General features: G+C 35.4%; 12 protein-coding genes and 1 riboswitch. Of the genes, 9 read left to right on the forward strand and 3 right to left on the reverse strand.

Going from position 1 to position 15,208, the window contains the following annotated elements; genetic code table 11:
- Positions 1 to 175: 175 nt before the first annotated feature.
- The 6 genes from HWV59_RS02965 (at position 176) to HWV59_RS02985 (ending at position 6,172) form a co-directional block, all read left to right on the forward strand.
- Complete coding sequence (locus HWV59_RS02965; protein WP_175638025.1) at positions 176 to 1,147, forward strand: tripartite tricarboxylate transporter substrate binding protein; 972 nt, start codon at positions 176 to 178, stop codon at positions 1,145 to 1,147.
- A gap of 117 nt (positions 1,148 to 1,264) precedes the next feature.
- The gene (locus tag HWV59_RS02970) at positions 1,265 to 1,714 is read left to right on the forward strand and encodes a tripartite tricarboxylate transporter TctB family protein (protein ID WP_102232958.1); all 450 of its coding nucleotides are present in this window, start codon (positions 1,265 to 1,267) and stop codon (positions 1,712 to 1,714) included.
- 18 nt (positions 1,715 to 1,732) lie between these two features.
- Complete coding sequence (locus HWV59_RS02975; RefSeq protein WP_102232980.1) at positions 1,733 to 3,235, forward strand: tripartite tricarboxylate transporter permease; 1,503 nt, start codon at positions 1,733 to 1,735, stop codon at positions 3,233 to 3,235.
- Between the two features lie 227 nt (positions 3,236 to 3,462).
- Positions 3,463 to 3,568, forward strand: a riboswitch (SAM riboswitch).
- 93 nt (positions 3,569 to 3,661) lie between these two features.
- Positions 3,662 to 3,796 carry a hypothetical protein gene (locus HWV59_RS27215; protein WP_268921743.1) on the forward strand — a complete coding sequence of 45 codons (135 nt, stop codon included), beginning with the start codon at positions 3,662 to 3,664 and terminating at the stop codon, positions 3,794 to 3,796.
- Positions 3,797 to 3,819: 23 nt separating this feature from the next.
- On the forward strand, positions 3,820 to 5,376 hold the full coding sequence (locus tag HWV59_RS02980) for a sodium:solute symporter family protein (RefSeq protein ID WP_102232957.1): 1,557 nt from the start codon (positions 3,820 to 3,822) through the stop codon (positions 5,374 to 5,376).
- Between the two features lie 205 nt (positions 5,377 to 5,581).
- Positions 5,582 to 6,172 carry a nitroreductase family protein gene (locus HWV59_RS02985; RefSeq protein WP_102232956.1) on the forward strand — a complete coding sequence of 197 codons (591 nt, stop codon included), beginning with the start codon at positions 5,582 to 5,584 and terminating at the stop codon, positions 6,170 to 6,172.
- Between the two features lie 81 nt (positions 6,173 to 6,253).
- Here the strand turns inward: HWV59_RS02985 and HWV59_RS02990 are convergent, their stop codons facing one another.
- On the reverse strand, positions 6,254 to 7,435 hold the full coding sequence (locus HWV59_RS02990) for a DUF4317 domain-containing protein (RefSeq protein ID WP_102232955.1): 1,182 nt from the start codon (positions 7,433 to 7,435) through the stop codon (positions 6,254 to 6,256).
- 213 nt (positions 7,436 to 7,648) lie between these two features.
- On the opposite strand from HWV59_RS02990, the gene HWV59_RS02995 reads away from it, so the two are divergent.
- Positions 7,649 to 8,788, forward strand: coding sequence for a CAP domain-containing protein (locus tag HWV59_RS02995; protein ID WP_235991652.1), 1,140 nt, complete (start codon positions 7,649 to 7,651; stop codon positions 8,786 to 8,788).
- 966 nt (positions 8,789 to 9,754) lie between these two features.
- Here HWV59_RS02995 and HWV59_RS03000 read toward each other — a convergent pair.
- Together HWV59_RS03000 and HWV59_RS03005 are read right to left on the reverse strand one after the other, a co-directional pair.
- A complete protein-coding gene (locus tag HWV59_RS03000; RefSeq protein WP_175638027.1) occupies positions 9,755 to 10,999 on the reverse strand; it encodes a sensor histidine kinase in 1,245 nt (414 codons plus the stop codon).
- A gap of 365 nt (positions 11,000 to 11,364) precedes the next feature.
- Entirely contained in the window at positions 11,365 to 12,552 is a 1,188-nt protein-coding gene (locus HWV59_RS03005; protein WP_175638028.1) for a DUF418 domain-containing protein, read from the reverse strand.
- A 153-nt stretch (positions 12,553 to 12,705) separates the two neighbouring features.
- Between HWV59_RS03005 and HWV59_RS03010 the strand changes: the two genes are divergently transcribed.
- Positions 12,706 to 13,416 (forward strand): response regulator transcription factor, encoded by a 711-nt coding sequence (locus HWV59_RS03010; protein WP_175638029.1) that lies wholly within the window; start codon positions 12,706 to 12,708, stop codon positions 13,414 to 13,416.
- A 5-nt stretch (positions 13,417 to 13,421) separates the two neighbouring features.
- Complete coding sequence (locus HWV59_RS03015; protein WP_175638030.1) at positions 13,422 to 15,182, forward strand: sensor histidine kinase; 1,761 nt, start codon at positions 13,422 to 13,424, stop codon at positions 15,180 to 15,182.
- Positions 15,183 to 15,208: the final 26 nt, after the last annotated feature.

Here is a 15,208-nt window from a genome sequence, read left to right on the forward strand (position 1 = left end):
TCTCTGCTGTTTTGTGAACAATATGAACAAAACTAAATTTAATTTTTTTATTACCCAATATTTTGTAAACGTTTACATTGGTATGCTTGGAAGATACGATATTCATAGATAAAGAAACACATATTTATCGAAGAGGGTAGGCTAGTAAAAATCGTTTAAAGGGGTGTTAGTTATTATGAAAAAAATAGGAATTTTACTTTTATTGATGGCGATTTTAACAGCATGTTCAAATTCGGCCTCAGGAAACAAGGAATTTCCAAATGAAAATATTGAAATCGTTGCTCCTGCATCACCAGGTGGTGGATGGGATTTAACAGCCAGATCGATTCAACAAGGTTTAAAGGATAATAATCTAGTAGACAGCAATATTAATGTAATGAATAAACCTGGCGGCGGGGGAGAAGTAGGCTGGAAATACTTAGAGTCTAAGGATGCTCATTACTTAGCTGTTAATTCAAGCTTACTTCTTACAAACAACTTACTAGGTCAAAGTCAGTTAACACATAAGCAATTTACTCCAATTGCAACTCTTGCAACTGAATGGATCTCGATTGCAGTTCCAGTTGATTCTGAATTTAAATCAGCTGAAGAAGTAATGGAAAAATTAAAAGAAGATCCAAAGTCATTAAAAATTGGAGTAGGTCCAGCACTAGGGAATAACGACCATCTATCTTTTGTTCAAGCCTTTAGTGAATACGGTGGAGATCCTTCTCAACTTGATTTTCTTGTATATGAAGGTGGCGGAGACGTTGTAACAGCATTACTAGGCAACCACGTAGATGTTATAACGACTGCATTATCTGAAGTAAAAGACCAACATTTAGCAGGAAAGCTTAAAATACTAGCTGTTTCATCTGAGGGAAGAGTAGAAGAGCTTGATGATGTTCCAACTTGGCAAGAGCAAGGAGTTGATATGGTTTTCCCACATTGGAGAGGAATTATGGGACCGCCTGATATGACAGAAGAAGAAATTGCATACTGGGATAAAAAAATTGGGGAATTAGTAAAAACAGAAGAATGGCAAAAAGTCCTTGAAAATAATGATTGGGACGATTTCTATAAAAATAGTTCAGAAACTAAAAGTTTCTTAGAGGAACAAGAGAAAACATATACAGAATTGGTTAATAATTCCGGGCTTGTTAATTAAAGACTGATTGAAAAAAGAAATAAAGTTAACCTTCCTTCTAAAGGGAAGGTTAACTTTTCATCAGTAGTGATACTTAGCTAAGTGCCTTAGATGAAGTATAGAAAGGGGCGATTCCTAATGAAAATCATTAAAATGGGTATGCCGATATTTTTAATTTTATTAAGCTGCCTTTTTTTAGCTGGATCTTTCAATCTGCCAAAAGCAAATTTGGGTAATCCAAATGGTCCTCTTTATTTTCCAATCGGATTAAGCTGTCTGTTGTTGATTTTTAGCATTTTGTATTTATTTCAGGAACTTAAAACAGTAAATAAAGAAAATAAGAAAATAACACTAATGCTTGCTGGGCGAACTCCAAAACTTATTGGGCTTACTGTTTTGTTAGGAGTAGGATATGCGTTTATTTTCGAGGTTATTGGATTTTTATTTTCAACAGTCCTATTCTTAGGTGCACTTTTATTTGTCGTGAATGGTAAACAAAAGTGGAAAGTAAATGTTATCGTAACGGTTTGTTTCTCATTTTTATCCTGGTATGCATTTAGTGTGTTACTAGGTGTCAGCTTACCTTAGGAGGTGAATCGAATGGATATGAATAATTTTCTCGAAGGATTAATGACATCTTTAGAGCCGATGAATATATTATGGGTTATTATTGGAGGGTTTTTAGGAACAATCGTAGGGATGTTACCGGGACTTGGACCAGCAACAGCTGTAGCGGTGTTGATACCTATTACATTTGGAATGGAGCCGATCAGTGCGATTATCCTAATGGCTGCGATTTACTATGGTGCCATGTATGGTGGATCGAGAAGTTCAATTTTATTAAATACACCTGGTGATGGATCAGCAATTGCTGCAACCTTTGATGGATATCCTATGGCTCAAAAGGGTCAAGCTGGTGAAGCAATGGCCATTTCAGCAGTAGCCTCCTTTATTGGTGGAATTATGGCTGTTATCGGATTTATTTTCCTTGCCGAGCCACTTGCAAACTTTGCCTTGAAATTTGGACCAGCAGAATATTTTCTTTTAATGCTTCTCACTCTTTCTGCAATTGTATCACTCTCAATTGGTAAAATGATTAAAGGTTTTTTGGCCATGTCACTTGGTCTATTATTAAGTACAGTTGGAATTGATACACAAACGGGTGTATACCGATTTACACTGGGAATACCACATTTCAGTGAAGGAATTGATTTCTTAATCGTGATTATCGGGGTTTATGCAATTGGTGAGGTATTGTACAATTTCCTTACAATTGATCACCTTAAGAAGGAAAAGAAAAAGGTCGGGAAAATTTGGTTTAGCAAAGAGCAATGGAAACGGTCATTGTGGCCAATTCTAAGATCCGGACCACTTGGATTTATTATAGGAGTTCTGCCAGGAGCGGGTGGATCCATTGCTTCAATGATTAGTTATTCTACGGAAAAGCAAATGTCTAAAAAGTCGGATGAATTTGGTAAGGGTGCTGTAGAAGGACTTGCTGCACCGGAGTCTGCTAATAATGCCGCATCTGTAGGAGCGATGATCCCATTATTAACAATGGGTATCCCAGGATCCGGTACAACAGCTGTCATGCTAGGAGCACTTATTATGCTCGGAATTAAACCGGGCCCACTTCTATTCGAAAACGACCCTACAACTGTTTGGTCTCTAATTAATAGTATGTTTATTGGGAATATCGCCTTAGTCATTATTAATATTTTACTAGTTGGTGTCCTTGTGAAAATACTTGATACACCAGCAAAAGTACTTTATCCAATTATCGTGTTACTAGCTTTCATTGGGACATATACACTAAGTTACAGTGCTATTGATTTCTTCTTACTGCTAGTTTTCGGACTATTTGGGCTTATGCTTAAAGTTCTAGACTTCCCGATTGCACCTCTTGTTTTGGCTTTAATTGTTGGAGCGGACATGGAGCAAAATTTCCGAAAGGCAGTATTATCATCTGATGGAAGTATGGATATCTTCCTCGCCTCACCAATTTCTATAACTCTTATCTTCTTAACGATCTTATCCATTAGCTATCCAGCTATTGTGAAATTCTTTCAAAGACGTAAAGAGAGAAAAGGTATAAATATTAATATGTAATTGAAAATCCGGTGTTATTCTTGTTTTTTAGCAGAATAACACCGGATTTTTGTTCTGTGAAAAGCTTTTTTATTTTTAAATAGATAATAAATTAACATATATTCACATTTATTCCTATAAACCTTACTCCTTATTGTTACTATATTTTAGGTAATATTCATCTTTTATATTGACTAGATTACTTAGTATGCTAGAATAGAATTTATATTTTGAAAATTTAAATATCTTTCTTATTAAGAGAGGTTGAGGGACTGACCCGATGAAACCTCGGCAACCGGCAGGAATTTTGATGCACGGTGCCAATTTCAGAGGATGATGTTCCGGAGATGAGAAGCAATGTGTAAAGCTGATGTCAGCTTGCATGTAAGCCCTGTTCTCTTCAGAACATGGCTTTTTTAACTTTACTTTAATAAAGGGGGGATTTAAGTGTTTATTGCGTTAATGATTTGGGTTGGCACAATGGTTTTTTCTTTTCTCTTAGGCACATACCTTTGCTACAAAATAGAAAAGTCAGGTGTCAAACGATGGGGCGCTACTGGAAAGCTTTATAAGTATAAATAAGGATAAAGAGGAGCTAAAACAACATGATGTACCTAATCGTACTTAGTTTTTATTTGCTTTTTATTGTATGGTCAAGCATTAAGAGTTTAAAAAATACAGAATCCATTTCTGATTTTACGACAGGTGGGCACAGAATGGGCTTACTTATCGGGATTGGTACAACCACTGCTACATGGGTAAGTGTTGCGTCTGTTCTAGGAGTACCTGGCTATCTGTATAGTTCTGGGGTAGCTGCTATTATCGGATGGGTTGCTGGTTGGTGTTTAGGTGGAGCGTTAATTCCACTTGTTGCATACAAAATTAGAAGACCGGAGACTCCTGTTCGGACCTTTCCGGAGTATATTCATCTTAGATATGAACCACATAAGAAAAATAGCCCGTTAAGGATGATTGTCGGAATTTTAATGACAATTGGTTACTTCTTATTAGTTCATATTCAGGTTAACGGCTTTGGTATTGTGTTTGCTTCTATAACCGGAATTGATTATAAAATTGCTATTTTTGCCTTTTTAATATTCTTAATTTTTACAAGTATAGGTGGATTCTGGTCTGTGGCAGCAACTGATACGCTAAATACAGTGCTAATTGTCATTGGTATGATTTTAGGAAGTGGTGCTGTTTTGGTGGCAACGGGGGGAATGGATAATATTTTAGATAAACTTGCTACAACAACTGCTCCGACTTATGTAGGTGGAGAACCGTTGGAATCAGGTATTCTTCTTTCACCACTCGGAACCTTTAGTTTAAGTGCACTTATCTCTATTTTTATTTCTAATTCTTTAGGTTCTCCTGCTTCTCCTCATTGGGTTGGCCGGATGTTGGCACCTAAGAATACAAAAGTAGCTATTCTACAAGTGATGGGTACAATTGGTGTATTAATTTTTATTATGGGTCCTTTAATTATTATGGGTCTGGGAGCAAAAACTTTATTACCAAGTATTCCTGAAGGGAAAACAACAGATTACATTGTACCGTTAATTATTCAAGATTATGCACATCCATTAGTTGGAGCGATGACCCTGGTTGCTCTTTGCGGTGCTGCTGTTTCGACGGCCAATTCAATGTTGTTAACGGCTGGTACTACGCTTTACTATGATGTGTATTTAAGCATCTTCAAGAAAACAAAAATTGATGACAAAACATTTAATAAACGTCTAAGAATGATTATTCTTGTTATGGGACTTATCGCGGTAATTAGTGCAATTAATCCACCTTGGTTTTTAGCGATGGGATTTGTTTATGTGTACGGAGGTTTTGGAGCTGCCTTTTTCCTGGTTGTCTTTTTAGGGTTATATTGGAAGCGAATGAATGCTGCAGGAGGGTATGCGGGAATCATTATCGGTTCTATCACCTATGTCGTTTCAAAGGCAATGGGTGCCACCAATCCATTCTTAATCGCTGCTGTTATCTCTTTAGCAGGAGTTTTGATTGCTGTTTTTGCTACTAAAAAACCACCTATTGAGGCATATGAACCTTATTTTAATGCTAATATTAGCGAATCAACCAAAAAAGTAATCCATAGAGTAAGAGAAAGAGATAGTAGTGTAGAAGAAAGTGATAGTAACACAAAAATTTCGTGAATAAATGAAGGATTAAGGACTTAACTTGTCCTTAATCCTTTTTTACATGATCGGTAAAACATGGAAACAGAAACTCTCCTATAAAAATAATAAGAGTTAAGGTAACACTCGTTAAAAAAATACCTAATTCAGCTTAAAGCAGTATGTTTTGATTCTCAGGTAATAATTGTTAAAATAATGTTATCTTGATTATGGAGGATAAAAAATGGTGAATGTCTCTGATATACGGAAACCTAATTTCGAAGTATCCCCGCAATTTATCAATCGCTGGTCTCCTAGATCTTTTTTAGAAAGGGAAATTCCCGAGGATGTCTTATTCAGCCTTTTCGAGGCAGCACGTTGGGCTCCATCTGCTTCAAATATACAGCCTTGGAGGTTTATTATAGCTCGTACAAAGGAAGATCTTGAAAAATTCCACTCCTTTATTTTGCCTGGAAACCTTGTTTGGTGTCAAAAAGCGCCAGTACTAGCCGTTATTGCTTCACAAAAAACAACTGAACGCGGATTTAATTCCTGGCATGCTTTTGATTCAGGAACTGCTTGGGGACATCTATCCTTAGAAGCGAATGCAAAAGGTCTAATAACACATGCTATGGGCGGATTTGATAAAGAAAAAGCTCGAGAAGTTTTAAATGTACCGGAGGATATTGACTTACACGCTGTTATTGCTATTGGATATCAAGGTGAGAAAGATGCACTACCAGAGAATCTTCAGGAACGTGAGCAGCCAAGCGGTCGCCGTCCGTTGGAGGAGTTGCTTTTTGAAGGCGTTTTTAAAAATACAGAAAATGCATAATAAAGGTGAAAAACTACTTTTCTGTTAACAAGGAAAGTAGTTTTCTTTTATACAAAATTAATTAGAAAATTAAAATTGGTGTCATTCCTCAGAATTCCCAACAAAAGCCTCTGGAATCATTGTAAAGCCTTCAATCACAGTATCTTCTTCCACTTCAATCATAAGGTAGCGTTTGCCGCTTAATTGAACTTGTTTTACATATCTTAAATCTTGGGGACTAATAGAGATATTTGCTATTTTTGTATTGATTTTAATTGATTTTGATGTAAATTTTGGCAGAATGCTATTTGCTTTTATCTCATATTTGTCATCATCAATTATTTTTTTAAAGGAGGATTCTACCTTTTCTGTATTTACATCTTCAAGGCCGCTCATCTTCAGTACACGTGCAACATCAATTGAATCTAATTTTGGTTGTTCTTCCTCTTCATTTTCTACAATGATACGGTTAATTTCTTCATATACATTGGAGAGAGTGGATGTATTTAATTGATCTCCAGTAACATCTTTAATAATTTCCTCAAAAACGATTTTATCATCTTTTGCAGTCATCGTTTCCTCGCCATTTAACACGTCCTCAATGAATTGGTGGTCAGGTTCATGCACCCTTCCTGAAGAATACAATATGTGGTTAACATCTGCTGCATGATCAGTAAAACAAGGGAATAGAAAACCGCCCATAGGTGCATTCAGGTTAATAATTGGATCAACAACGAAATTGTACTTGAACTCTCTTTCAACATAGTCAAAAAGGAGTTCTTTTTTGGGCTCTTGCGTATTATTGATACTGCATAGAATAAAGGGATGGGAGTATACGGTATCCCGTTCACTTTCCTCTGCTTCTTCATTGCGGCGTTTTGTTGGCTTTAAATATTCTCCGCGGATGAAGGTGATTACTATATCCATCTCATATTGTCGGGTGAGGAGCATCTTTTCTACAATCTGAAGCATTTGCTCTTTCCAGCCTTCCACATCATGACTGAGTAATCCTTGATGCAAAATAAGCTGGCTGCTATTGGTTGCATCTCTTTGAAACTTTAATTCAAAGAGCTTTTCGTCCAAATTGCCGGCAAGTAACTTTTTGAAATTACTCATAAATAACTCTTTTTGATCATCGTCAAGCATTTCAAATGGTTGGCTTTGATGATGATAAATTTCACTTGATTCCTTCATAATATAAACATTAAAAATATCAGAGATTTTAAGTAGATCATTATTTAATTTGAATTGTTTTCGAATAGTTGCGATATCTTTTTTATTCATGATTGGTTACACTCCCAGGTCACTCTACTTTTCATCATTCCTTTATTTTATCATATTTGTTTTATAGATATTAGGTCTGAAGGTGTAAGGGGGACATCGGATGACTTTTCACCAAATTTTCATAAAGGAACGTTATAATAAGCTTTAGTTAGGTCAAAGTTTATAGAGTGGCTAATTTGCTAAAATCATGACTAAATGAAATGCGAGACAGGAGTGTCATTATTGCCGAGAGTACAAAATATTGTTGCATTGCTTTTGGTTGCAGGCGGTTTTTGGTATTTTTATGGAGAGACCTTTAATCAGGTTGGTATACAAGGGGTAGTGGAAGAAGTTCGTACAGATATTACAGAGATAAAGGAAAATCCTGAAGTGATCTCTGCCATAAATAAAATGAGTAATGAAATCCAGCGGTTGTTTGGTGAGCTAATTCAATCTTTACCTGAAAAAGAAGTGGAAAATCAACAGGTTATAGATCCTCCAAAGCTGGAAGCACCTTCTGAACAGTCGTTTTCTGTTTATAATGTGGAAATTGGTGACACGAAGGAACAGGTTGAACAGCAAGTAGGTACAGCAAAACGGTCATCCTTAAATGAGTATGGGGTTGATTGGGTTGCTTATCATGAAAATTACCAAAGCTTTTTCATGGTTGCTTATGATAATGAAAATAAGGTGGCTGGCTTATATACAAACCAGGATTTAGTCACAACGAAAATGGGGATTTCCTTCACAAGTTCTAGGGATGAGGTTCTAACCAAAATGAATGAACCACTTACGAGTGTTCAAAAGGGATTTGTATCTTACCAAGTTCAAAACAATGAGGAATACGATATATTCCAAATGGATCAAAACTATGTGACCATCTTTTATGATAAACATGAAGAAGAGACTGTGACAGCAATTCAAATTATCAGTGAGGAGCTTGAAAAACAAAGAGAAAATTTCTATCCTGTGCCAAGTGCACAATTAAAGGAAGGTTTTGAATACCAGTTGTTTGATCTGACGAATGCTGCCAGAGTAACCCATGGCCTATCTGTACTGAATTGGGAGGAACCGGTGCGGGAAACTGCTCGTGACCACAGCCAGGATATGGCGGATAACAACTACTTTAGTCATACCAATCTTAACGGTCAATCACCATTTGATCGAATGACTGAAGACAATATTTCGTACCGAATGGCCGGGGAAAACCTCGCTACAGGACAAATAAGCAGTATCTTCGCACATGAAGGCTTAATGAATTCACTAGGTCATCGGAAAAATATATTGCAAACAGATTTTGAAGGACTTGGTGTTGGTGTAGCTTTCAGTGCTGACTCACGTCCTTATTACACGGAAAACTTTTTAACTAAGTGATTTGGATTCTTAAGCAGAGTGGAAAAGAGGAATTGAACGATTACCCAAGTAACAGTCAATTTAGGGCTCTTATTTGGGTTTTTCTATTTTACTTTGTAAGAAAGTATATCGTTAAAAAGAAGTGTGTATTTTACATGAATTAGGAAAGGTTTATCAATGCTGTATTTAAATTGACTCTGGGTCTTCATTCTTGTTATGGAAGACAAAACGTCATTAGATATAGCAGTCTATGTCCTTCGTTCCTGTAATGAAAGACAAAAGGTTATTAAATCATGCTGACTGTGTTCTTCATTCCTGTAATAAAAGACAAAAGGTTATTAAATCATGCTGATAGTGTTCTTCATTCCTGTAATGAAAGACAAAAGGTTATTAAATCATGCTGACTGTGTTCTTCATTCCTGTAATGAAAGACAAAAGGTTATTAAATCATGCTGATAGTGTTCTTCGTTCCTGTAATGAAAGACAAAAGGTTATTAAATCATGCTGACTGTGTTCTTCATTCCAGTAATGAAAGACAAAAGGTTATTAAATCATGCTGATAGTGTCCTTCATTCCTGTAATGAAAGACAAAAGGTTATTAAATCATGCTGACTGTGTTCTTCATTCCTGTAATGAAAGACAAAAGGTTATTAAATCATGCTGATAGTGTCCTTCATTCCTGTTATAAAAGACAAATTGCTACTGAATTTTGCAGACAATGTCCTTGATTCCCGTTAAAAAATTCAAAATCGCAATAAAATGTTGCTTATATGAAGAACAATCACTTACAGCTTAACTTGAGATAAAGAATTTTTAAAATGTACCAATAGAGATACGCGATTTATGGTGTAATAGACCCTTTGCTTTGGATAAAACTAATTATGGACTTAAATTTAGTTAACGTAGAAGGTAATAAATCTTTGAAAGGTTAATGAAACGCTTAGCAGCTTTTTCAATTAACCTCTCTTCTTTTTTGAGTCGTGTTCATTAAAGCTTTACAGGCAGTTTTACTATAAATGTAGTTTGACCCTTACGAGACTCGACTTCAATTTTTCCATGATGTTTCTCTACTATATCCTTCACTATATAAAGTCCCTGTCCTCTAATTTTTTGTTCTGCATTTTTCGATTTCGTTGAGTATCCTGGGACGAAAATCTTCTCTTTTCTTTCTGTTGAGATTGCAGGGCCTGTGTTTGTTACCTGTAATACATAACTTTCGTTGTTGTCTTCGCAGAAAATGTCAATTTTCCGCAGGTCATGTGGAAGCTCACATGTTGCATCAATTGCATTATCAATCAAATTAGATAAAATTTTAACCAGATCAATAGATTGGATGGAATCAAAAGGTGAGCTTGAGTTATGAAATTGAATATCTATATTATGATACTGTGCTTTAAGATATTTTGTTTGGAATAAAACGGATAATGCTGGATTTTTAGTGTTACTTGGGAGTTGATAGATGGCGTGTGCTTCTTCACGCATAAGGTTTGAATATTCCAGAGCTTCCTGCTGCTTTCCAAGCTTAAGCAACCCGTTTAAAACTTGAATATGGTTGGCGAAATCATGACGCAATGAACGAACAGACTGTATTAATGAATGAATTTCAACATGATATGTTTCTTCTGTTTCTCCGATTTGGCTCTTTAATTCACGTTTGTACCAATTCTGCACAATGAAAAAGATTATTAACAATAAAATAACCAATAGACCACTTATGATAAAGTTTGGTTTACTGTTTTCAATAACTGTAGCACCAATACGATCGAGTGTTGTTGTTTCAATATCTATACTTAAAAAACCGATAGTCTCTCCCTGTTTGTTATGGATCGGAACACCAGCGGATAAATACTCACCATAGTGTGGATCATTAATTTTGCCTGTAACATATGGCTTGTTCGCAAAGGCTTGTTGAACTTGATCGAGTGGAACCAGACAGTCCATACCAATCGTATAGTAATGTTTATTATCTCTGGGAAAACCCGCAATCATTACTTTGGGTTTAGACTTTGCATCTTGAAAAGATAGTGTATAAACATGTAAAGCTGCCGTATGTTTTTGAGCTTCATATAGTGATTGTCTAATTTTCCAGTAATCCTCAGTTCTTTCAGGTTTTTTGAGGAAACGCTCATAGGCATCTATATCAATTGTTTTGGCGATTGAAGCAGCCATTACTTGAGCGTTATTCGCTACAGATATTTCTGCTGCCTTTTTAGCTGTAAAGTAAGAAACCAATATATTTAACGTAATTAAACAAAGAAGAGTAATAATCGAAAGGATGATAATGAATTTTATCTTTTTGCTCTTTTTAATGATTGTATACTCCTTTCAAGTATTCTTTAGAGAAAAAATATGAATCTAATATAATAGCTAACTAGAGAATTCTACCGGATAATTGTTGTACTTACAATAGAGAGTGTTAGTTTGTAAAAATTGGTCAGTGTAGTCTGAAGAGTATAGGATTGAGGACTATAGATGCTATTTATTGGCTTTGAGGTATTTGAAAATAGGAAGCCGTTTTTGGCATAACAAAAAAACCTAACTCACATTCTTTTCTACATGCATTGAGGATAGGCACATCATATCATGTGCCTGCCCTTTTAGGTGTATTCTACATGGGAACTAGCTGCTTTTTTGCTTTTTTGGCCTTTGAAAGAAAAGTTTGTCGCAATTCTCAATATCCTCTCGATAGGACCTTGTTTAGCTATTTTAAAATATAATGTACTGGCAAGCATTTGAAGGATAAAAATGCAAAGGGTGAGGGCAATTCCTCCAAATACAGAAAACTTCCCAAAGTAGCCGAAGCCATAACCATAATAGATTGTCGTGCAAATAACCGTTTGCATAAGATAGTTTGTTAGAGAGAGTTTTCCGACATTTACTAGAGCTTTTGTAATACTTCCTTCTTTTAATAAAGTAAAAAGGAGTGCGAATAAAAAGATATACCCAAGTGCTAATAAGTTAGCTCCTAAGAAATTAAATACCTCAGACCAATTAAAATCCGGGAAAAGGAGTGAGCAGCTTTTTAAAGTCAAACCAACAGGTACAAGAGCGGATCCTAGTTTATATTGTTTTTGTTCTAAATGAGGCATTGTAAAGAATCCTATTTTGGCGCTATAGATTCCAAGTAAAAAAAGTGGCGCTGTGATTAGTGGTGCAAGGGCAAGGATAAAGAGGAATAATCCCTCTGACATTTCCATTGGAATCTCATTGTTACGGTGGTTTTTAATCTCTAAATAAGTGCCTGAGCTATAAACTTCCATTGTATCTTGTACATACGTCTTCATTAGCTCTTGTTCATTCCTCGTTTCTTCATATCCTCCATAACCTAATAAGGAAGTTAAACATAGTAAAATGACTGCCCAGATAAGGATGGTGTTACTTTTTCGGCTTAAGAAAAGTAACAAAAAGAAACCCATCATTCCGTAAAATGTTAAAATATCTCCCTCCCATAAATAAGTACCATGTAATAGACCTAGTAGTAAAAGTGTTAGAAATCTCCTAACGAAATAGCGCTTATATTTAAGGTTATTGTTTTCTAATTTCTCCTTCATTTTAACCATTGAATATCCGAATAAAAAGGTGAAGATTGGCATAAAGCTCCCTTCGATGGCGATCTTTATTACATGATAGGCTGCATGATTAGCTGGTGATAAAGAGTATAAATTGATCTCATCTTTTCCCCATATCCCATATTGGAAAATGAGTATATTCGCGAGTAATATTCCAAATAAACTAACTCCTCGCATTGCATCAATCATGGTAATTCTGTTAGATGTAGTCTCCATATGTAATCTCCTTTTGGTGTTTTGTATCTTTAGGATATTCAAAGAGCCTTAATTCAACGGAAAGAGTAGATTAACAGTTACTTAATTTTTAAAAAGTAAAATTAATGTATTGGTAATGTTTGTATGTTACGATCGTTCCTGAGGTGAGGTTCGTTGCAAGAAGCAAATATTTTGTTAGTAGATGATGAAACATCGATCGTGAAAATGGTTGAAATGGTATTGGAAAAAGAAGGTTTTTCGAATATTTATACCGCCCACACAGCGCATGATGCGTTAAAGATTATTCAAAATAATCCTATAGATTTTATTGTGCTCGATGTAATGCTGCCGGATTTAACAGGCTTTGAATTGTGTCCAAAAATCAGAGAAGTATCTGATGCATATATTTTATTTTTAACAGCTAAAGTATCTGATTTAGATGTTCTGACTGGTTTTGCGATAGGTGGAGATGATTATGTAACCAAACCATTCAATCCGCTTGAAATTGCAGCTCGGATTAAAGCTACTCTTAGGAGGAGGGAACTGCCTGTCCGATTGAAAAAAGCTGTACAGAAAAATACGAATCGGTACGATTTTAAAGAGTTTAGTGTTGATGTTGATGCAGGGGAATTAATTGTTGATGGAAAAGTGGTGCAATGCCCAGCCCAGGTATTTCATCTATTAATCTATTTTTGTCAAAATCCTAATATTGTCATTTCTAAACAAAAACTATTAGAAACAGTTTGGGGATTTGAACGATACGTAGATGATAATACCGTAACCGTCCACATACATAAATTGAGGGAAAAAATTGAAGTTGATCCTGGTAATCCAAAATATTTAAAAACAGTAAGAAGGTTAGGATATAAGCTCGTCAAGGAGTGAGAAATGTGAGAGTTGTAAAGAGGAGATTAACATTTCATTTCTTTATCCAGTATATGACCATTGCCTTGCTGTTAAGCATTATTGTTGTTGGACTTGTCATCTTATTATTTTGGTTTATTACAAATGAAGATATGAAACGTAGTTTTCCTGCGGGGGCACTAAGTTCGCTGGTAACAGAAATTAATATTGTAGATGGAGAGGCAAAGATCAGTAAAAACTGGGAAGAGGAATTGAAAAAGAAAAACATGTGGTTTCAAATTATCAATGAAGAAGGCAATGAGATTGCCTCAAGTAATACTCCTGTAACTATTCCTGAATCATATACGTTTAATGAGTTATTAAAAATTGATGAAGAAAACCGCTTTAGAGATTATCATGTTTATACTGAAATTGATACGATTTCCTATTCGGAACCTTATTATTATCTTTTAGGATACAAAGACTTATCGTATAAACATCTGTTGGGTCTTATGAACAATTACGGCCAAAATGGCAAAATTGATAGCCGTCATAAAGAAAAGGTTAACAGCGAACTTTTAAATGCAAATGAAACATTACATATTGTTGATACAGATGGTCACATTCTTCAAAATTTTGGTAAAAAGCTTGATATTCAAAAGTATAAACCTCTTGAAATTTTAACAAGAGGAATAGATCCCGGGATGTATCATACGAAGGTGTCTGTTTTATCTGACGAAAAGTCAAACCTTACATGGGTATTGCATTCTGAAAACCATTTATCAAATGAATATTCCAATCCTTCATTCATACGCAATCTATTAATTGCATTTTTAGTGGTGGCAATTATTGTTTTAGTCATCACACTTAGTATTGCCGTTTGGCATGGTATTCGCTACGGGCGACCAATTATGATCTTTACTAGCTGGTTAGGGAGAATGGAACAGGGGCAATATCAGGAAGTTCTAACTGAAAGAGAAAGAAAAAGAATCTTTCGTAAAAATGGAAAGGTTAAGACACGGTATCGCTTGTATCAAGAGGTTTTTCAGGCATTTTATAGTATGGCGGAAAGGCTAAGCTTAGCAGAGAAAGAAAGGATACGTCTTGATCAAACGAGGGAAGAGTGGATGACCGGGATCTCACACGACTTACGAACGCCTTTATCATCAGTACAAGGGTATGGTCATTTATTGGAAAGTGATAAATATGAATGGTCAAAGGCTGAAATTAAAGATATGGGTAAGGTCATTCGTGAAAAAGGAGAATATATGCTCGAGCTTGTTGAAGATTTCTCACTTGCTTTTCAATTGAAAAATAAAGCTTTAGAAGTATCGAAGGAAAAAGTTAATATAAACATATTTCTTCGAAATGTTGTTACAAAGTACAGGGAAGATCGTACTTTGATGGCAGTAAACCTTGCGCTGGTTGAAGAAATAGAAAATATACAATTAAATATCTCAAGAAAATGGTTTGAACGCATCTTTGATAACCTAATTATGAACGCAATAAAGCATAATCCAACAAATACAATTATTACGATTATCATTACTAGAGGATCGAGTCCGAATGTAATAGAGATAAAAATTAAAGATGATGGGGTTGGTATGGAAGAGGAGATGAAAGAGAAATTATTTGACCGTTATTATCGAGGAACAAATACAGAAGAAAAAGTAGATGGAGCGGGGCTTGGAATGGGGATTGCGAAGGAAATTGTCAAACTACATAACGGTAATATTCATGTGAACTCACAGGTTGGAAAGGGGACGGTTATTACGTTAACATTTCCTGTTTCAATCGAACTGGAATAAGATATCTATACTATTAGTGTCTTTAT

It is taken from the genome of Metabacillus schmidteae (assembly GCF_903166545.1).
Classification (GTDB): domain Bacteria; phylum Bacillota; class Bacilli; order Bacillales; family Bacillaceae; genus Metabacillus; species Metabacillus schmidteae.